Annotated in this window: 16 protein-coding genes; 7 read left to right on the top strand and 9 right to left on the bottom strand. The window is 58.3% G+C overall.

All coding sequences use genetic code 11. From position 1 onward, the window contains the following. Positions 1 to 52: 52 nt before the first annotated feature. From miaA to O3C79_RS06355, 5 genes are read right to left on the bottom strand one after another with little or no spacing between them, the layout of a single operon-like run. Positions 53 to 1,000 (bottom strand): tRNA (adenosine(37)-N6)-dimethylallyltransferase MiaA, encoded by a 948-nt coding sequence (gene miaA, locus O3C79_RS06375; protein ID WP_494385253.1) that lies wholly within the window; start codon positions 998 to 1,000, stop codon positions 53 to 55. Continuing rightward, complete coding sequence (gene mutL / locus O3C79_RS06370) at positions 1,000 to 2,886, bottom strand: DNA mismatch repair endonuclease MutL (RefSeq protein WP_494385252.1); 1,887 nt, start codon at positions 2,884 to 2,886, stop codon at positions 1,000 to 1,002. The genes miaA and mutL overlap by 1 nt, the downstream gene beginning before the upstream one ends. Before the next feature lie 17 nt (positions 2,887 to 2,903). Next, complete coding sequence (locus tag O3C79_RS06365; RefSeq protein WP_494385251.1) at positions 2,904 to 4,238, bottom strand: N-acetylmuramoyl-L-alanine amidase; 1,335 nt, start codon at positions 4,236 to 4,238, stop codon at positions 2,904 to 2,906. Further along, positions 4,231 to 4,710, bottom strand: a complete 480-nt coding sequence (tsaE, locus tag O3C79_RS06360; protein WP_494385250.1) for a tRNA (adenosine(37)-N6)-threonylcarbamoyltransferase complex ATPase subunit type 1 TsaE — start codon at positions 4,708 to 4,710, stop codon at positions 4,231 to 4,233. The genes O3C79_RS06365 and tsaE overlap by 8 nt, the downstream gene beginning before the upstream one ends. Positions 4,711 to 4,726: 16 nt before the next feature. After that, positions 4,727 to 6,235 carry an NAD(P)H-hydrate dehydratase gene (locus tag O3C79_RS06355; protein ID WP_494385249.1) on the bottom strand — a complete coding sequence of 503 codons (1,509 nt, stop codon included), beginning with the start codon at positions 6,233 to 6,235 and terminating at the stop codon, positions 4,727 to 4,729. A gap of 103 nt (positions 6,236 to 6,338) precedes the next feature. On the opposite strand from O3C79_RS06355, the gene queG reads away from it, so the two are divergent. Then, positions 6,339 to 7,490 (top strand): tRNA epoxyqueuosine(34) reductase QueG, encoded by a 1,152-nt coding sequence (gene queG / locus O3C79_RS06350; protein ID WP_494385248.1) that lies wholly within the window; start codon positions 6,339 to 6,341, stop codon positions 7,488 to 7,490. A 1-nt stretch (position 7,491) separates the two neighbouring features. On the opposite strand, the gene orn is transcribed toward queG, so the two are convergent. Continuing rightward, positions 7,492 to 8,034 carry an oligoribonuclease gene (gene orn / locus O3C79_RS06345; protein ID WP_010322524.1) on the bottom strand — a complete coding sequence of 181 codons (543 nt, stop codon included), beginning with the start codon at positions 8,032 to 8,034 and terminating at the stop codon, positions 7,492 to 7,494. A 95-nt stretch (positions 8,035 to 8,129) separates the two neighbouring features. Between orn and rsgA the strand changes: the two genes are divergently transcribed. The 5 genes from rsgA to ygfZ all read left to right on the top strand — a co-directional run bounded on the left by rsgA (position 8,130) and on the right by ygfZ (position 13,633). Then, on the top strand, positions 8,130 to 9,155 hold the full coding sequence (rsgA, locus tag O3C79_RS06340) for a small ribosomal subunit biogenesis GTPase RsgA (RefSeq protein ID WP_494385779.1): 1,026 nt from the start codon (positions 8,130 to 8,132) through the stop codon (positions 9,153 to 9,155). A 3-nt stretch (positions 9,156 to 9,158) separates the two neighbouring features. Beyond that, the gene (locus O3C79_RS06335; protein ID WP_494385247.1) at positions 9,159 to 10,802 is read left to right on the top strand and encodes an HDOD domain-containing protein; all 1,644 of its coding nucleotides are present in this window, start codon (positions 9,159 to 9,161) and stop codon (positions 10,800 to 10,802) included. Positions 10,803 to 10,833: 31 nt separating this feature from the next. After that, positions 10,834 to 11,673: a sulfurtransferase gene (locus tag O3C79_RS06330; protein WP_494385246.1), complete on the top strand. Its 840-nt coding sequence runs from the start codon at positions 10,834 to 10,836 to the stop codon at positions 11,671 to 11,673. A 25-nt stretch (positions 11,674 to 11,698) separates the two neighbouring features. Then, entirely contained in the window at positions 11,699 to 12,562 is an 864-nt protein-coding gene (gene asd, locus O3C79_RS06325; RefSeq protein ID WP_494385245.1) for an archaetidylserine decarboxylase, read from the top strand. Between the two features lie 78 nt (positions 12,563 to 12,640). Next, positions 12,641 to 13,633 carry a CAF17-like 4Fe-4S cluster assembly/insertion protein YgfZ gene (ygfZ, locus tag O3C79_RS06320; protein WP_494385244.1) on the top strand — a complete coding sequence of 331 codons (993 nt, stop codon included), beginning with the start codon at positions 12,641 to 12,643 and terminating at the stop codon, positions 13,631 to 13,633. 59 nt (positions 13,634 to 13,692) lie between these two features. Here the strand turns inward: ygfZ and ung are convergent, their stop codons facing one another. The 3 genes from ung to prfB form a co-directional block, all read right to left on the bottom strand. Beyond that, entirely contained in the window at positions 13,693 to 14,385 is a 693-nt protein-coding gene (ung, locus tag O3C79_RS06315; RefSeq protein WP_494385243.1) for a uracil-DNA glycosylase, read from the bottom strand. Between the two features lie 80 nt (positions 14,386 to 14,465). After that, on the bottom strand, positions 14,466 to 15,968 hold the full coding sequence (lysS, locus tag O3C79_RS06310; RefSeq protein WP_494385242.1) for a lysine--tRNA ligase: 1,503 nt from the start codon (positions 15,966 to 15,968) through the stop codon (positions 14,466 to 14,468). A 23-nt stretch (positions 15,969 to 15,991) separates the two neighbouring features. Continuing rightward, on the bottom strand, positions 15,992 to 17,086 hold the full coding sequence (prfB, locus tag O3C79_RS06305) for a peptide chain release factor 2 (RefSeq protein WP_494385241.1): 1,095 nt from the start codon (positions 17,084 to 17,086) through the stop codon (positions 15,992 to 15,994). A gap of 142 nt (positions 17,087 to 17,228) precedes the next feature. Between prfB and nhaD the strand changes: the two genes are divergently transcribed. Further along, on the top strand, positions 17,229 to 18,677 hold the full coding sequence (nhaD, locus tag O3C79_RS06300; protein ID WP_494385240.1) for a sodium:proton antiporter NhaD: 1,449 nt from the start codon (positions 17,229 to 17,231) through the stop codon (positions 18,675 to 18,677). The last annotated feature ends 1 nt before the right edge of the window (position 18,678 follow it).

Below are 18,678 nucleotides of genomic sequence, written 5' to 3'. Positions count from 1 at the left end.
CATGCACCTGCATGATGCAAACAGAGTTTGCGCGCGATCATACCCGAATTCATTATATAACGGCAGGGTCGACCAGTTTCAAGGCGCGCACCAGCAAATTACTGTCTCCGGTTGGCAACCAGTTAACCCCATCCCAACCTCGCAACCAGGTTAACTGGCGTTTTGCCAACTGCCGGGTTGCCACAATCCCTTTCTGACGCATGGTTTCACGATCATATTCACCGGCAAACCAGGACCACATCTGGCGATAGCCGACGCAGCGAATCGAGGGCATGCCGGCATGCAGATCACCCCGCTGCCACAGCGCCCTTACTTCATCCTCAAACCCGGCCTTCAACATGAGATCAAAACGCAGCTCTATACGCTCATGCAAGACAGCGCGATCATCCGGTGCCAGGGCAATGGGAATAATCTCGAACGGCAGTTCAACCTCATCCTGTTCACGCCAGTGGTCACTGATGGGACGACCGGTCAGTTCAAACACTTCCAGCGCACGCTGCAAGCGCTGCGCATCATTCGGCTTCAAGCGCTCGGCGCCTTCAGGGTCAACCTGAGCCAGCCGCGCATGAATCGCGGGCCAGCCCTTTTCAGCCGCTTCCGCTTCAATACGCTGACGCAGCTCCGGGTCAGCTTCCGGCAGTTTGGCCAGCCCCTGCTTAAGAGCGTTGAAATACAACATGGTTCCGCCAACCAGTACCGGAATGTGATCAGCGGCCTGAATATCGTCAATTGCAGCCAGAGCATCCTCCCGAAACTGGGCAGCCGAATAGGCTTCAGCAGGATCAAGAAAATCCACCAGGCGGTGCGGATAGGCCGCCAATTCTTCTGCAGAAGGCTTGGCCGTGCCTATATCCATCTCCTTGAATACCATCGCCGAGTCCACACTGATCAATTCACAGGGCAGTCGGTCGCACAGCTGCATGGCCAGGTCGGTCTTGCCCGAGGCCGTCGGCCCCATCACAAAGATCACCTTCGGCTTTTGCCCCTTGCTTGTCAGCATTATTGCCCTCGTAAAAACAGTTTATCCAGCTGACCCAGGTTGAGCTGGGTCCAGGTGGGTCGGCCATGGTTACATTGACCGCTACGCTCGGTTTGCTCCATATCTCGCAGCAGGCCATTCATTTCAGGCACGGTCAGCTGTCGGTTGGCCCGAACTGCACCATGGCAGGCCATTGTCGCCAGCAGCTCGTTAAGGTGTGCTTCAATGCGATCACTGGTACCGAATTGCAGCATATCACCCAGCACATCTCGCACCAGTTGTTCCACATTGGCTTTTGCCAGCGCCACCGGTACTTCCCGGATCACCAACGATTCTTCCGCCATGCGCTCCAGCCGGAACCCGAGGCGGTGGAACTCCTGCGGCAGCTCCTCGGCAATATCCGCTTCGCGGGCACTGACCGAGAGATTAACCGGCACCAGCAATGGCTGGCTGCGAATTCGATCCTGTTCAAAGGACTGCTTCATGCGTTCGTAGACGATACGCTCGTGGGCTGCATGCATATCGACCAGCACCAGCCCCTCTGTATTCTGCGCCAGGATGTAGATCCCGTGCAGCTGTGCCAGCGCATAACCAAGCGGCGGAGCCTCCCCTTCCTGCTCCGTCGGCATGGCAAAAGCCCCCACAGCCGGCATGGCGGAAGATGGCGCCGTCCCGGAAGGCTGATGCAGGGCGCCATAGGCCCGAATCTGGTCATTTACCTGGGATGCAGTATCCGGAGCATTACCTGTTCCGCGCTGACCAGCACCATAATCAAACCCCATGGGGCGCTGGCGCAGGGATGAGAGATCCGCTCTCGCCTGCGGTGGCTGCAAAGCCTCCTGCGCCATACCTGTATCAGCACCAGCGGGCTCAGCCTGAGCCGGCGCCTGATCCTGAGGGCGGAGGTCGGCAATCACACGGAACAGGGTGCGGAAAATAAAGTCATGCACCAGACGGCTTTCGCGGAAGCGGACCTCGTGCTTGGTCGGGTGAACGTTTACATCCACCAGCGCCGGGTCCAGCTCCAGATAGAGCACATAGGCCGGATGACGGCCATGGAAGAGCACATCCTGATAGGCCTGACGCACCGCATGGGTGACGACCTTGTCACGGATCACGCGCCCGTTTACAAAGAAATACTGCTGATCCGGCAAGGAACGGGAAAACGTCGGCAGCCCCATCCAGCCCCAAAGCCTCAGCCCCGAAGCCTCGGCGACCACATCCAGCGCTACGGACTGCTCGACAAACGCCTTGCCCAACAACTGCCCCAGGCGCTGCTCACGGGCGATCTCGGTATCCGCCGGACGCAGCTGATGCACTACCTTGGCGTTATGGCGCAAACCAAAGCCTACATCATAGCGGCTCAGCGCCAGCCGCTTTACCACTTCTTCAAGATGACGAAACTCGGTTTTCTCCGTCTTCAGGAACTTGCGCCGTGCCGGTGTATTGAAGAAGAGATCACGCATCTCCACCGTTGTGCCAGCCGGATGAGCCGCCGGCACCACTTCAGTGGACATGTCACGCCCCTGGGCCGACACGGACCAGGCCGCATCCTGGGTTGAGGTACGTGATGTCAGCGTAAAGCGGGACACGGAGCTGATACTGGCCAGGGCCTCACCGCGAAACCCCAGACTGCCCACCGCCTCAAGATCCTCCAGCTGGAGAATTTTGGAAGTAGCATGGCGACTCAACGCCAGCGGCAGGTCGTCTTTTTCGATACCTGAACCATTATCACGCAGACGGATCAGCTTGACGCCGCCCTGCTCGATATCCAGCTCGATCCGATCCGCACCCGAATCGAGGCTGTTCTCAAGCAACTCCTTGACCACTGATGCGGGACGTTCAACAACTTCGCCCGCCGCAATCTGGTTAGCCAGTTGCGGCGACAGCAGGTGAATTGCAGCCATAAAATCCTGATTAAACGTTAGCCTGCGGGGATGCGCAGCACCTGACCGACTCGAATGCGGTCATTGCTGAGTTTGTTGGCCCGACGCAACTGCTTGAGAGAGACACCGTTACGCTGGGCAATGACGGACAGGGTATCACCGGACACAACCTTATACAGCCGCGGCCCGGCATCACGCTTACCATTCTGCTTCTGCCAGGCGATATAGGTTGCAGCCGGCGGCTTGCTCCAGAAGTGGTCGGTAATACCGCGAAAGATCGCTTCTGCCATCTGCTTCTGGTAGGACGAGGTTTTCAGCTTGCGCGCCTCGCCCGGGTTGGAAATAAACCCGGTCTCCACCAGAATCGAGGGAATATCGGGCGATTTGAGTACCACAAAGCCGGCCTGCTCTACGTGTTTCTTGTGCATGCGGGCGAAGCTTGCCATATTGCCGTGGATGCGGGACGCCACCTGATGACTGTCCTTGCGACTGGCATTCATCGACATATCCAAGAGAACACTGGCCAGCACATCGTCCTTGTCATCCAGGCTTAAACTGCCCACACCACCGATCAAGTCGGTACTGTTTTCCCGGCGCGCCAGCCAACGGCCCATTTCGGAGGTTGCGCCCCGGCCCGACAGCACCCACACGGATGCGCCACGGGCCCGGGCATCCTTGAAGGCGTCCGCATGGATGGAAACAAACAGGTCAGCGTTACTTTTGCGTGCTTTACTGGTACGACCGCGCAAACTGATGTAGTAATCCCCGGTACGGGTCAAGACAGCACGATAACCCTTTTTGGCATCGACCATCGATTTGAGCTTGCGGGCAATGGCCATAACCACATCTTTTTCCCGCACACCGCCCGGTCCTATGGCCCCAGGGTCTTCGCCACCATGACCGGCATCGATCATGACAACAATGTCCCGCTTGCCGCCTTCGCCCGGCACAGGCACCACGGTTTTGGTGACCGTAGCCTTGGCCTGCATTGCCAGATCGACCACCAGACGATGGCCGTACTGATCATTGGGAGCCAGGTCAAAGCTCTTGGGACGTACCTTATCCTTGAGGTCCAATACAACCCTGAGACCTTCATCACGATGGCTGTAGCGAATGTCGCCGATAGGGCTTTTCTCCAGCCCCAGACCCTTCAACGAGGCCTTCAGCCGGGTGTCATCGATATCGATAACCACGCGATCCGGACCATTGAGGGTGAACAGCTTGTGCTCCACCGGGCCACTCAAATCAAACACCAGCCGAGTATTGTCCGGCGCCAGCCAGGCACGCACATTGCGCACCTCCTGGCCTGCCAGGCTCAACACCGGCACGCAGAGCAGCATCAATACTGTGAAAGCACGCAGCAGTTTAGTCATCACCCGCCAATTCAGTCGTTGTATTACTAAGGTTATCGACCATGGCATGTCCTTTTTGAGTGACCGGCGTCAATAACAACGACCGACCGGTGCCCGACAGTTCGATCTGAATCTCCAGATCCGGGCTCGGCAACACACCAGCCCCCTTGTCGGGCCACTCAATCAGACATAGCGCATGTTCAGTAAAATAATCGCGAATGCCCAGATACTCCAGCTCTTCCGGATCGGACAGACGGTAAAGGTCGAAGTGGAATACCGGGCCGGACGGGGTGTCATAGGGTTCGACCAGCGTATAGGTAGGACTTTTAACCGAACCTGTATGACCACAACCACGCAGCACACCTCGACTCAGGGTTGTTTTCCCCATGCCCAGATCACCACGCAGAAAAATCACACCGCCTTCGGTAACACTGGCCGCCAGTGCGGCACCAAACGCCGCCATGGCCTGCTCATCAGCGAGCACCTGTTTCATTCAGACTACCCTTTCGTCATCCAATCCCGTTAAGAACCCGTCGCACTCGCGCGACCAGATCGGTCGCCAGCAAGCCCCTTTCCCCCTGCTCTGCTGCACAGAGATCGGCGGCATTGGCATGGGCAAACACCCCCGCTCGTGCGGCATCGACCGTACTCAGGCGCTGTGCCCGCAAGGCACCTATGATACCGGAGAGCACATCCCCCATGCCACCACAGGCCATTCCCGGGTTACCGGCACTGCAAAGATGCACCATATCGCCGTCAAAGGTGAGGCTGCCGGCCCCCTTGAGCACTACGGTGCCACCGAGCATGGCCTGAAGCTCACGTACAGCCGCAAAACGGTCAGCCTGAACATCCTCGGTCTGGCAGCCCAGCAAACGCGCCGCCTCCCCGGGGTGAGGCGTCAACACCCAGTCATGCTTGCCGGCATGGCTCCCCAGACGCGTGCGCAGCAGGTTGAGCGCATCTGCATCCAGTACCAGCGGCAGTCCAGTATTCAATGCCTGCTGTAACAACTGGTCTGCCCAGGCACTTTGCCCAAGCCCTGGTCCCACCACCAGCACATCGGGTTTCTGCAGCAGCGGCTGCACATCCTGCCCCGAGTTGACCCCGGCCGCCATCACCTCCGGCGCACGGGTCAGGGCAGCAGCCACATGCTCAGGACGCGTTGCCAGTGATACCAGCCCCGCACCACTACGGGCAGCCGCCTCGGCCGCCATCAGGGCCGCACCGCCCATGCCATAGTCACCACCGATAATCATGACATGACCGAACAGCCCCTTGTGCGAGGAGCGCTTGCGTGGCGGCAGCAGCGTTGCCAGATCATCACGATCAGTACGAAAGGCACTCATGGGCACCTCTTCGTACACTTCCTCTGGCACCATCAAGGCATCAAACAGCAGCTCGCCACAGTGATCAACGCCCTCATGGGTCATCAGCCCCTGCTTGAGACCGATAAACGTCACCGTGCGCTCGGCCTTAACCGCAACGCCCAACACCTGCCCGGTATCACTGCACAGGCCTGAGGGAATATCCACAGCCATGACAGGCCGCGGGCTGCGATTGAACTGGCGAATCAGCTTGGCACAGTCACCGCGCACAGGGCCGTTCAGCCCCGTACCCAGCAGCGCATCAACCAGAACCTCACCTGTCAGCTCCTGCTCAGGCTGCCAGCGCTCCAGCTCAACACCAACAGCCTCGGCCCATTGCCAGGCCGCCAGGGCCTCTCCCTGCAGACGAGCAGCATAATCGTCCTGTACCACCAGCACCTGCACTTCCAAGCCCTGCTGGCGAGCCAGCCCGGCTATGATCAGACCGTCACCGCCGTTATTGCCTGCACCACAGGCAACCGTGAGCCTTTTCACATGCGGCCAGCGGCTTTGCAGTTCCACAAATGCCGCATGCCCGGCACGCTGCATCAGGCGAAAGCCAGGTACGCCAAACTGCTCTATTGCGGTGCGATCAAGCGCACGGCATTGCTCTGCCGTGTATAATGCAGCGGGTAGATCGGCTCTGCTCGTCATGGCTTTCTCCTTTGTTATCAGTTCATTATAGAAGATGGACTGGCCAATACACATCCGGTTCCCGAGACTTTCAACAGCCGGACATCTAACCCCTCTGGACACTATGCCCGAATTCAGTGCAACACAACTGGAGCAACTAAAAGCCGAGCTGAAGCAGGAGGCTCTGCGACTTGGCTTTGCCGATTGTGCCGTCACCCTGCCCGATGCCAGTGCGGAAGCCGAACACCTGCTGCACTGGCTGGAGCAGGGCTACCAGGGCAGCATGGATTACCTTAACCAGAATATCGACAAACGCCTGGACCCGACACTGCTGGTTCCCGGCACCCAGCGCATCATCATGCTGCGCATGAACTGCCTGCCAGAAGGCGCACCGGTTACGGGCGTGTTGCGCAATCCTGATAAGGCTTACATCGCGCGCTATACCCTGGGGCGCGACTATCACAAGACCATGCGCAAGCGCCTCAAGCAGCTGGGACAATGGCTGGAGAAACAGCTGGGCGACAGGGAAGTACGCTTCCGTCCTTTCGTGGACAGCGCACCGGTACTGGAACGACCGCTGGCGCGGAATGCAGGTCTTGGCTGGATCGGCAAGCACACCCTGCTGCTCAATCGCAGTGCAGGCTCCTGGTTCCTGCTGGGAGAGCTGTTTATCGATCTGCCGCTGCCGATCGACCCACCCGAAACCGAATCACACTGTGGCCGCTGCAGCGCCTGTATCGATATTTGCCCAACCAAAGCCTTTCCCGAGCCGGGCGTGCTTGATGCGCGCCGCTGTATTTCCTACCTGACCATTGAGAGCAAGGCTGCGATTCCGCCGGAGCTGCGCCCCCTGATGGGCAATCGCATTTTCGGCTGTGATGACTGTCAGCTGATCTGCCCCTGGAACCGCTTTGCCAAACGTAGCGATGAAACGGATTTCCAGCCCCGCCATGGCCTTGAGCAGGCCGATCTGCTGGAGCTGTTTCGATGGGATGAGCCGACCTTCCTGAAGCGAACCGAAGGGTCGGCGATTCGCCGTACCGGCTATGAAGGTTGGCAGCGTAACCTGGCCGTCGCATTGGGAAACAGCCGAGGTGGCAAAGCGATCATCGACGCTCTGCGCGCCAGGCGCACTGACGCCAGTGAATTGGTAAGGGAGCATATCGACTGGGCACTGGCACAACTGGCTGAAAGACAGAGGGCCAGTTGTGACAAGGAGCCGTCTGCAGCCCTGCCCATACTGGCCCATCCCGGCGCACGTCGCCTGCCGGAGTAAATCAGAGGCGGAAGAAGTGGCGGCGGTAGTGGCGCAGCTCCTCAATGGACTCACGTATATCATCAAGTGCCAAGTGCGTACCCTGCTTGCGGAAACCATCCATCACCTCAGGCTTCCAGCGCTTGGCCAGCTCCTTGATGCTACTCACATCCAGGTTGCGGTAGTGGAAAAAGGCTTCCAGTTCCGGCATGTAGCGCCAGAGGAAACGGCGGTCCTGACCAATGCTGTTGCCACACATGGGTGACACACCCTTCTCACTGTGCTGACGCAGGAACGCCAGCATCTGCTGTTCTGCTTCAGTTTCAGAGATTTTGCTGGCACGGACCCGATCCGTCAGACCGGACTGACCGTGCTGTCGCGTACACCATTCACCCATGTGCGACAGCACTGTATCGGCCTGATGTACCGCAATGACCGGGCCTTCAGCAATCAGATTAAGATCGCTGTCCGTTACAATGGCCGCCATTTCGATAATCCGGTCTGTATCCGGGTTGAGACCTGTCATTTCGAGATCGACCCAGATCAGGTTGTCCTTGATCGCCATCCACGCTTCTCCGTCGGCAAAACTGTCAATTTGGTTCGGTTTGGAATACCTTAGCACGTCAACTACCCCAGCAGTGAATGAGCAAAGCCTCCGGAATGGGAAAACGCAAGGTAAATCGACGCCAGGCCTGGCGCATCAACAAAATTCAGCAGGAGCGGGCCGCCCGCGCCGAAAAACGTGACGCCCTTATCGAGGACCAGCTTGAAGGCAGCGACCTGGGGCCCGAACAACAGGGTCTGATCATTTCTCATTTCGGCCGCCAGGTAGATGTCGAAGTACTGGAAGGCGAACAGCGCGGTGAAATCCAGCGCTGCCATATGCGAACGCATTTGGGCCAACTGGTCACCGGTGACCGCGTCATCTGGCGCCGCTCGCCCGACAGCGGCGTAGTCGTAGCGGCACTGGATCGCCACAGCGAACTGCTGCGCCCCAACAACCAGGGTGAACTCAAGCCGGTCGCTGCCAACATCGATTACATTGTCATCGTGATCGCGGTTGAGCCCTATGCCCATGCCAACCTGATCGACCGCTATCTGGTCGCAGCCGAGGCCAGTGGCATTGAGCCTGTCCTGCTCTTGAACAAGGCCGACCTGCTCAACGACGACAATCGTGAACGCCTGGAGCCCCTGCTGTCACAGTACCAGGAGCTGGGCTATCGTACCCTGACCGCCTCCACCTCCAGCAGCCACGGACTTGATGAACTCAAGGCGATGCTGGCCGGCCATATCAGTGTCTTTGTGGGCCAGTCCGGTGTCGGCAAGTCCTCGTTGATCAACAGCCTGCTGCCCGGCGCCGATCTCAAAACAGGCGCCCTGTCCGAGCAGAGCCGCAAGGGCCGCCATACCACCACGACCGCACGCCTGTTCCACTTCCCCGACGGGGGCGACCTGATCGACTCGCCCGGAATCCGCGAATTTGCGCTCTGGCACATGACTGAAGAGCAGGTGCTGCACGGCTTCCGTGAATTGGCCGAACTCCAGGGTCATTGCCGTTTCCGTGACTGCCGTCATGATCAGGAGCCGGGTTGCGCCTTCCTGTCTGCACTGGAAGATGGCAGCATCAGTGAACAGCGTTTCGCCAGTTTCCAACAGATTCTGAATTCCATGCAGGACAGTCGTTAACGAATGAGCAGCACACCCTCGGACCCGGTACAACAACCCGCTGATGCCAGCGCCGACCTGTTTGGCCTGGAATCTTGGGCTGATTATCTGGAACCCCGGTCTCTTCCGGTCAGGGTCAGTGTACAGGCGCGCCTGCGCCGCTTGCTCAATAACGACAATACGACTCTGCAACAACTGACCCAACTGGTACGCCAGGACCCGGTCTTGTGCCTGCACGTCACGCGTCTGGCTCAGCAGAAACACCGAGCCAAGGGCTCGACCGTTACCGGCATCGAGCATGCGGTTGGCTCCCTGGGACTGGAGCCACTGGAGCAACTGTGCCGTCAGCTGGAAACCCTCAAGGTCAACCCGACCAGCGTGCAGCAGAAAATGTACTTCCGCGCCATTGCCGACAGCCAGCACGCCTCCCTGCAGGCCGCTGAACTGTGCCGTCAGCGCGGCCTCCCCTTTGTAGAAGAGGTACGTCTGGCCGCCCTGCTGTACGGCTTTGTGCACTGGATGCTCTGGTTGCATGCGCCGCTACACAAGCACCTGTATCAGAAACGTGTACTGGAAGATGGCATTGATGTTGTCCTCGCCGAGCAGGATCTGTTTGGCTGTACCGCACAGGAGTTGGGCGCCGAGCTGGCACAGCGCTGGGACCTGCCGGAACTGACCTGTGAAGCCCTGGATCACGGCACCTCCCCCAGCCATCATGATCTGAACCAGCTGCACCGACGTGCCGTCAAGGACCCGCGTCTGGGCCAACTGGAACAGCGCGAGATCAACCAGCTGGCACAGCAGCGTTTCTTCCCGGTCAAACTGGGTAACTGGCTGGCCCTCACCACTACGCGTGGCTGGCACAGCAAAAAGGCGGCGCGCCTGTTCGATGTGATGGCCGACTACCTGAGCAGTGATGCCAACCAGATACTGGGGCAGCTACACACCAACTGCGCTGAAGCTTCGCGCCAGTTTCATGTACCCGGTACCCTGAGCCCAGCTACCGAGATGCTTTTTATTCCTTCATCACCCCAACACCTGGGCGTGCTGAGCGAAAAAGAGATTGCCCGCCTGGCCAAAACAGCGCCCAGACCGGTCAAACCCAAGCCGCCCAAGCCTGAGCAGGATCAAGTCGACAAACCGGCACCTCCGGTCACAGAACACCTGCACCCGCATATCTACCAACAGGTGCTGGAACGCTTTCAGAAAGGTTTTGACGGCTACACCAAACCAGCCCATATTCTGCAGGCCCTGATTCAGGGACTACATCAGGGCCTCGGCCTGGCCCGACTCAACCTGATGGTAATCAAGGGCACCCGGGCAGAAAGCCTGCGTAATTTGGGGCTGCCCAAAGGGCACCCGATGGCGGAGCTTAACCTCAGCCTTGAGGTCCCCAGCCTGTTCAAACGCCTGAGTGAAAAGCCAGCCGGCATCTGGCTGGACACGCAAAAGCGCAGCACCCTGGCCCCCATGCTGCCGGAGAGTTTTACCACGGCACTGGGCGACCACGACTGCCTGCTGATGTCCGTTTTTCGGGACGACAAACCGTTGGCGCTGATCTATGCGGACGATCTGCCGACACATGCGACGCTGTCGGAGTTTCAGTATGAGCAGTTCCGCCAGCTCTGTGCCGCCGCGACGCTGCGCCTGAAACACCTGCCGGGATAACTTTGCCTCAGGCGCCCGCTCAGATAAGATCATGCCAAACTTTGAAACGGAACCCGCCATGCTGCCACTGGTCATTTCGGCTGCCGAACTGCAGTCCCATTTGAACGCCGACAACCTGCTGATACTGGATCTGTCCAGTGCTGATACCTACGCTGCCGGTCATGTTCCGGGGGCTGTGCACATGGGTGCAACACGCCTGCTGCGCGGCGAAGGCCCTGTCCCCAACCTCATTCCGACACCCGAACAGTTGAGCCAGCTGTTCTCTGAGTTGGGTTTGACCGCTGATACTCAGGTCGTAGCCTACGATGACCAGAAAGGCCCCTGGGCAGGGCGTCTGGCCTGGACCCTACACTGCATCGGTCACCGCAGTGTCAGCGTGCTAGACGGCCAGCTGGCAGCCTGGCAAGCCGCAGGCCTCCCTCTTGAGCATCAGGCCCGCCAGGCAACCGCCTCGAATTTTACAGCCCGGATGCAAATACCCTTGCGCCTGGATGCTCAACAGGTACTGGTGGGCATCAACGAGGGCAAATTACAGGTCTGGGATGCACGTACAGCGGCCGAATCTACGGGCGAGAAAGTGGTCAATGCCCAGCACGGAGGGCACATTCCCGGAGCACGTCACCTGGAATGGACCGACCTGCTGCAGGATGGCGATATTCCCCTGCTGAAGCCACAGGATGAAATCCTGCAGCTATTGAATGCACGTGGGCTAAATCCTGACCAGGCCATGGTGACGCACTGCCAGACCCACCGCCGCTCGGGCCTGACCTGGCTGGCAGGTACCTGGGCAGGCTGCAAACACCTGACCTGCTATGACGGCTCCTGGTTTGAATGGGGCAACCGCCCCGATCTGCCCGTAGAAGCCGGCTGATTCAACTGATAAAGCGAGTAACATCTTGAAAGACGCCCTGTTTATTCTGCTGCAGCACTTGCTGCCTCAACACCTGCTGTCGCGACTGGTTGGACGCCTGGCCGAATGCCGCACGACCTGGATCAAGAACCTGTTTATCAACTGGTTCCGAAAGCGCTACCGCGTCGATATGAGCCAGGCTCAGGAGCCCAACCCTGAAGCCTATGAACACTTCAACGCCTTCTTCACCCGTGCGCTCAAGCCCGACGCCCGACCGCTGGACAGCGAAATCGACGCCATACTCTCACCCGCCGATGGCGCCATCAGCCAGCTCGGTCCCATTGAACATGGCCGTATTTTCCAGGCCAAGGGACGCAGTTACGGGCTCAGCACCCTGCTGGGCGGCAGCCCAGAACGCGCTGCTCCCTTCATCAACGGCAGTTTTGCCACCGTGTACCTGTCTCCCCGGGATTATCACCGTGTGCACATGCCGGTCACGGGCACCCTACGCGAAACCATCTATGTACCGGGTGATCTGTATTCAGTGAATCAGGTGACGGCCGCAGGTGTGGATAACCTGTTTGCCCGCAACGAGCGTCTGGTCGCCATTTTTGATACCGAATACGGCCCCATGGCCATGGTGCTGGTCGGCGCCATGATTGTGGCCGGTATTGAAACGGTCTGGAATGGTCAGGTCGCACCCGCCAGCAAACGCCCTGTCATCCTAGATCGCAACTTCGAACAAACGCCTGTCACGCTGGAAAAGGGTGCGGAAATGGGCCGCTTCAAATTGGGTTCAACCGTTATTCTGTTATTCGGCGCCGATGCTGTCAGCTGGCAAGAGTCCCTTACGGCAGGCAGCAGCGTTACCATGGGGCGCACGCTCGGACGCGCCAACACCCCGGAATAACCCTTTTAAGTACGGGCTGATCAGCCCCCGCTTCTGGTTTACACTGAGAGCATCAGTGGCAAAGGAGATCACGCAGTTATGCATGCAAGCTGGCAACAATGGCTTAACCGCCCCGGTGTGGAAATGAGCACAGATCTGGTAACGGCAGTTCCGGCCAGTGACAGCCCCAACCGAAGTGTCGCATTGACCGATTACAGCATCATTAGCATTACCGGCCCCGATGCACATAAATTCCTGCAGGGTCAGCTCAGCTGTGACCTTGCCGGGGTTGACCGTGAAGGCCAGCTACCGGGCGCCCACTGCAACATCAAGGGCCATATGCACAGCCTGTATGAAGTAATTGCCGCCGGTGAAGAGCGTTACTGGCTGCGTATTCGTACTGATATGGCTGAGGACGCACTTGCCCTGCTGAAAAAATACATCATTTTTTCCAAGGCAGAAGCAGAGCTGGAAGCCGAGCTTTTGGGTATCGGCCTGATCGGGCCTGACAGCCAGCGCTTGAGCCAGACACACACACCGCAGACAGGCGCCTGCTGCAGCCTGAGCCAAGACTTGAGTGAGATCTGGCTACCGGCTGACCAGCTGGAAGCCACCTTGGACGCCCTGCAGTCAGAAGCGCCACTGGCCACTCGCAACGACTGGGAGCTGGCAGGCGTCGAAGCCGCTATTCCCGAGTTGTTCCCGGCCACCCGCGAAGCTTTTATCCCGCAGATGGTGAACCTGCAGGTATTTGAAGGGGTCAGCTTCACCAAGGGCTGCTACACCGGCCAGGAGATCGTCACCCGCCTGCAGCATCGTGGTCAGCTCAAACGACCCATGTATCTGGCCAAAGTTGAATCCAGCCAGCCTGTTCTGCCCGGCACCGAACTGGTCAGCGAAGCCAAGCCCAGCGTAGGCAAAATTGTGCGTGCAGCCAAAGCCGGAGACAACCTCTACCGCGTCCTGGCAGTTATCATCAAGGACCAGGCTGAACAGCAGTCCATTCATCTGGAGTCCACCGAGGGCCCCTGCCTGAAACTGTCTCAGCTTCCCTACGAACTTGACCCTCGCCTATTCGAAAGCAAGCGCTAAGGGGGTAAACTCAAAAAGCCGGCAATGCCGGCTTTTTAGTAGGCATAGCGTCAAGCTACCTAGTCTGACTCTACAGCTTCCGGCAACTGCCAATTGATCGCTTCGCGTCCCTGTTCCTGCAACCACTGGTTAGCCTGGCTGAAATGGCGACAGCCGAAGAAGCCGCGGTGTGCCGACAGAGGGGAAGGATGCGGTGATTTCAGCACCAAGTGACGGCTCTGGTCGATACGCGCCCCCTTCTTCTGTGCATAACTGCCCCAGAGCATGAATACCACGTGTTCACACTGTTCGTTGACCAGCTGAATAACACGATCAGTGAACTGCTCCCAGCCCTTGCCCTGATGCGCATTGGCGTTGCTTTGCTCCACTGTCAGCACGGCATTGAGGAGGAGCACGCCCTGCTGCGCCCAGCTTTCCAGAAAGCCATGACTGGCGGGGGGAATGCCCAGATCAGCATTCAGTTCCTTGTAGATATTCACCAGTGACGGCGGTACGCGCACGCCCGGTTTTACCGAGAAACAGAGACCATGTGCCTGCCCCGGCTGGTGGTAAGGGTCTTGCCCGATAATCACCACTTTCACCCGGTCCAGCGGCGTTGCCTCCAGGGCATGAAACCAGTTGGAAGAGTGCGGAAAGATCACCTTGTGCGCGTCTTTCTCGGCCTGCAGAAATGCCTTGAGTGACTGCATGTAGGGCTGATCAAATTCAGGCTGCAACCAGGGTTGCCAGCTGGGTGCCTTATCCAGTGCCATTGGCTTCTCTCCGATATATTGCATAGCAAAAGGGCCACGTTAAGTGGCCCTTGTGGATAACTCCGATTGACGAGTCGCGATCAGCCGCGCGGGCGCATGGCCGGGAACAGCAGGACATCACGAATCGACGGTGAGTCGGTGAACAGCATCACCAGACGGTCGATACCGATACCTTCACCGGCCGTCGGCGGCAGGCCATATTCCAGTGCCTGTACGTAGTCGTCGTCGAAGTGCATGGCTTCATCATCACCGGCATCCTTCTCTTCCACCTGCTTGCGGAAGCGCTCAGCCTGATCTTCAGCGTCATTCAGCTCCGAGAAGCCGTTGGCCAGCTCACGACCTCCCACGAAGAACTCGAAGCGGTCGGTCACATGCGGGTTATGATCGCTGCGACGCGCCAGCGGGCTGACTTCTGTCGGGTATTCAGTGATGAAGGTCGGCTGCTGCAGGCGGTGTTCAACGGTCTTCTCGAAGATCTCGATCTGTACCTTGCCCAGACCCCAGCCGTCCTTAACGTCGATATCCATGCGCTGGGCGATCTGACGCGCAGCGGTTTCATCGGCCAGGGCTTCAGCAGTGATATCCGGGTTATAGTGCAGGATGGAGTCGAACACGCTCATGCGGGTAAACGGCTTGCCCATGTCGTATTCAAAGGTTTCCAGCACTTCGCCCTCTTCGTTGCGAACGGTGTTGGTCACCAGCGTGGTACCCAACACGTCTTCAGCGACAGTGCGCAGCATGTCTTCGGTCAGGTCCATCAGGTCCTTGTAATCCGCATAGGCCTGGTAGAACTCGATCATGGTGAATTCCGGGTTATGACGGGTCGAGAGCCCTTCATTACGGAAGTTGCGGTTAATCTCGAAGACGCGCTCGAAGCCACCCACGACCAGACGCTTCAGGTACAGCTCCGGCGCGATACGCAGGTACATGTCCAGGTTCAGCGCGTTGTGATGCGTCACGAACGGGCGTGCGGTTGCGCCACCGGGGATCGGATGCAGCATCGGCGTTTCCGCTTCGATGAAACGACGGTCGATCAGGTACTTGCGGATACCGGCCACGATTTTGGAGCGCATCTCGAACACCTTACGTGACTGATCGTTCATGATCAGGTCAACGTAACGCTGACGGTAACGCATCTCCATGTCCTGCAGCCCCTTGAACTTGTCCGGCAGCGGACGCAGGCTCTTGGTCAGCATTTCAAACTCGGCCATGTCGACGTAAAGGTCACCCTTGCCGGATTTATGCAGCACACCGCTGACACCGATGATGTCGCCCAGATCCACAGATTTGGCGAACGGGCGCGCAGGCTTGTTCACGTACAGCTGAATGCGGCCACTCATATCCTGCAGCACCATGAAAGCACCACGGTTGAGCATCACGCGACCGGCAACGGATACACGGATTCCGGCTTCTTCCAGCTCTTCCTTGGTTTTCTCGCCATGGGCCTGCTGCAAGTCTTCCGCGTAGCTGTCACGGCGGAAGGTATTGGGGAAGGCATTCCCGTCCTGACGCAGAGCGGCGAGCTTCTCGCGGCGCTCGGCAATCAGGCGGTTTTCATCTTGCTGAACTGTGTTGTCTGACATCGGGGTTACCTTAAAACAAATACTTACAGGCCGGCCTTGAGGCTGGCTTCGATAAACTGGTCGAGATCGCCATCCAGAACGCGATCACAGTTGGACGTCTGCACGTTGGTACGCAGGTCCTTGATGCGCTGGTCATCCAGCACGTAGGAGCGGATCTGGCTGCCCCAGCCGATATCGGCCTTGGTGTCTTCCACTTCCTGAGCGGCTTCACGACGCTTGAGCATTTCCATTTCGTACAACTTCGCGCGCAGCTGCTTCATACAGGTGTCGCGGTTCTGGTGCTGCGAACGGGCCGCCTGGCTCTGTACCACGATGCCGGAAGGCTCGTGGGTGATACGCACGGCAGACTCGGTACGGTTAACGTGCTGACCACCGGCACCGGAGGCGCGGTATACGTCGACACGCAGATCGGCCGGATTGATTTCGATGTCAACGTTGTCATCAATCTCCGGTGACACGAAGACGGAAGAGAATGACGTGTGACGACGGCCACCGGAGTCGAACGGTGATTTACGTACCAGACGGTGGACACCGGTCTCGGTCCGCAGCCAGCCAAAGGCGTACTCGCCCTCAAAACGGATGGTAGCGGATTTGATACCGGCCACTTCACCCGCAGAGACTTCCAGCAGCTCTGTCTTGAAGCCCTTGCTTTCGCCCCAGCGCAGGTACATGCGCAGCATCATGTCAGCCCAGTCCTGGGCTTCGGTGCCACCTGAGCCGGCCTGGATATCCAGGAAGGCATTGTTGGCGTCGGCTTCACCGGAGAACATGCGACGGAATTCCAGCTGCTCCAGCATGGTACGCAGACGCTCTACGTCAGCCTCCACTTCAGCAACGGTGTCTTCGTCATCTTCTTCGACAGCCATGTCCAGCAGGTCGCCCGCATCGCTGATACCGGTTTCCAGCTCGTCGATGGTCTTGACCACATTCTCAAGTCCGGAGCGTTCCTTACCCAGCTGCTGGGCATTGTCCGGATCATTCCAGACATTGGGATCTTCCAGCTCGCGCTCCACCTCTTCCAGGCGCTCACGCTTGCCGTCGTAATCCAGGTAGGTGCGCAGCGCCAGGGTACGCTCGCTGAACTCTTTCAGACTGTTGAGAATCGGGTTGATTTCCATCGTGGTACTTGGACACTCGTTGGCTATAAAAAAGAGGAGTATCTTAACTGATCAGGCGCCTTGTTTGAATGATTGTCCCGCTCTGAGCACTCGACTTGTCAACCTCAGGGGTTAAAATGCGGCCCTATATCAGGAGATACTCATGAACAGGATGCCCGCGCTGCTTTTATTCCCTCTGCTGTTGGCTACTCCCCGGGCCCAAGCCTCCACTCTGGAAACGACACAACTGCTGGACCTGACCGGCAGCACCTATGGTTACCTGGCCTTGATGATCTTCCTGCTCGGGTATATCTGCGTTGTACTGGAAGAGCGCCTGGAATTGCGTAAATCCAAACCGGTGATTGTGGCGGCCGGTCTGATCTGGATTCTGGTTGCTCTGGCCTACCAACAGTCCGATGAGCCTTATGCTGCCGGGATCGAACTGCGCCGATACATTCTCGACTATGCGGAACTATTCCTGTTTCTGCTCGCCGCCATGACTTTCGTGAATATGCTGGAAGAGCGTCGTGTGTTCGTAGCCCTGCGTACCTGGCTGGTCACTCGCGCATTCACCCTTCGGCAAATCTACTGGGTCACCGGCACACTGACCTTTTTGCTCTCACCCATTGCCGACAATCTTTCAACAGCATTGCTGATGGGGGCCGTTGTGCTGGCAGTTGGTCACCATCACCTGCATTTCATTTCGGTTGGCTGTATCAATGTAGTTGTAGCAGCCAACGCCGGTGGCGCGTTCAGCCCGTTCGGCGACATTACGACCCTGATGGTGTGGCAACAGGGCAACGTACGCTTTGTCGAATTTGTTCAACTGTTCCTGCCCTCCCTGGTGAACTGGCTAATCCCGGCACTGATCATGTCCAGCGTGATTGAAAGCGCCCGTCCTGGTGGGGAGCGGCGCCGCCAGCGCATGAAGAAAGGCGGGGTCACCATTATGATTTTGTTCCTGGCCACCATCACCCTGTCCATATTGGTTCACAGCCTGCTGCACCTGCCACCGGTTCTGGGCATGATGACCGGACTGGGCGTCCTCAAGATCTATGGCTATTTTCTCAGCCTGCACGACCCGATCTACCGAGAACAGGGCCATATCACCCATCACCATGCCGAGAACAGCAGCCGCCACAGCATGTTGCGCGGTGATCACACCGGCGTCGTGCGCCGCTTCGATATTTTCAAGGTAGTGGAACGCGAGTCCTGGGATACGCTGATGTTCTTTTACGGTGTTGTACTCTGTGTCGGTGGACTGGCAACGCTGGGCTACCTGACGCACCTGTCTGAACTGCTGTACGGCAGCATGGGAACCAATGTAGCCAACAGCCTGATCGGCCTGCTCTCGGCACTGGTCGATAATATTCCCATCATGTTTGCCGTATTGAATATGGACCCGGGCATGAGTCTGGAACAGTGGCTACTGGCAACCCTGGCCGTTGGCACTGGCGGCTCACTGTTATCCATTGGCTCCGCCGCGGGCGTTGCCCTGATGGGGCAAGCCAAGGGAACCTATACCTTTTTGAGCCATCTCAAGTGGAGCTGGGCCATATTATTGGGCTACAGCGCCAGCATCTTCTGCCACATCTGGTTAAATGGAACTTAAG

This window comes from Marinobacterium sp. NO-S09, assembly GCF_059179545.1.
This window is presented reverse-complemented; position numbering and strand designations above follow the sequence as displayed.

What these genes read in the sequence shown, in the direction of transcription:
- O3C79_RS06335 (WP_494385247.1), top strand. Translation starts at nt 9,159, where the DNA reads ATGAGCAGCACACCCTCGGACCCGGTACAACAACCCGCTGATGCCAGC.
- queG (WP_494385248.1), top strand. Translation starts at nt 6,339, where the DNA reads ATGCCCGAATTCAGTGCAACACAACTGGAGCAACTAAAAGCCGAGCTG.
- ung (WP_494385243.1), bottom strand. Translation starts at nt 14,385, where the DNA reads ATGGCACTGGATAAGGCACCCAGCTGGCAACCCTGGTTGCAGCCTGAA.
- orn (WP_010322524.1), bottom strand. Translation starts at nt 8,034, where the DNA reads ATGGCGATCAAGGACAACCTGATCTGGGTCGATCTCGAAATGACAGGT.
- prfB (WP_494385241.1), bottom strand. Translation starts at nt 17,086, where the DNA reads ATGGAAATCAACCCGATTCTCAACAGTCTGAAAGAGTTCAGCGAGCGT.
- ygfZ (WP_494385244.1), top strand. Translation starts at nt 12,641, where the DNA reads ATGCATGCAAGCTGGCAACAATGGCTTAACCGCCCCGGTGTGGAAATG.
- rsgA (WP_494385779.1), top strand. Translation starts at nt 8,130, where the DNA reads ATGGGAAAACGCAAGGTAAATCGACGCCAGGCCTGGCGCATCAACAAA.
- O3C79_RS06365 (WP_494385251.1), bottom strand. Translation starts at nt 4,238, where the DNA reads ATGACTAAACTGCTGCGTGCTTTCACAGTATTGATGCTGCTCTGCGTG.
- tsaE (WP_494385250.1), bottom strand. Translation starts at nt 4,710, where the DNA reads ATGAAACAGGTGCTCGCTGATGAGCAGGCCATGGCGGCGTTTGGTGCC.
- miaA (WP_494385253.1), bottom strand. Translation starts at nt 1,000, where the DNA reads ATGCTGACAAGCAAGGGGCAAAAGCCGAAGGTGATCTTTGTGATGGGG.
- O3C79_RS06355 (WP_494385249.1), bottom strand. Translation starts at nt 6,235, where the DNA reads ATGACGAGCAGAGCCGATCTACCCGCTGCATTATACACGGCAGAGCAA.
- O3C79_RS06330 (WP_494385246.1), top strand. Translation starts at nt 10,834, where the DNA reads ATGCCAAACTTTGAAACGGAACCCGCCATGCTGCCACTGGTCATTTCG.
- nhaD (WP_494385240.1), top strand. Translation starts at nt 17,229, where the DNA reads ATGAACAGGATGCCCGCGCTGCTTTTATTCCCTCTGCTGTTGGCTACT.
- mutL (WP_494385252.1), bottom strand. Translation starts at nt 2,886, where the DNA reads ATGGCTGCAATTCACCTGCTGTCGCCGCAACTGGCTAACCAGATTGCG.
- lysS (WP_494385242.1), bottom strand. Translation starts at nt 15,968, where the DNA reads ATGTCAGACAACACAGTTCAGCAAGATGAAAACCGCCTGATTGCCGAG.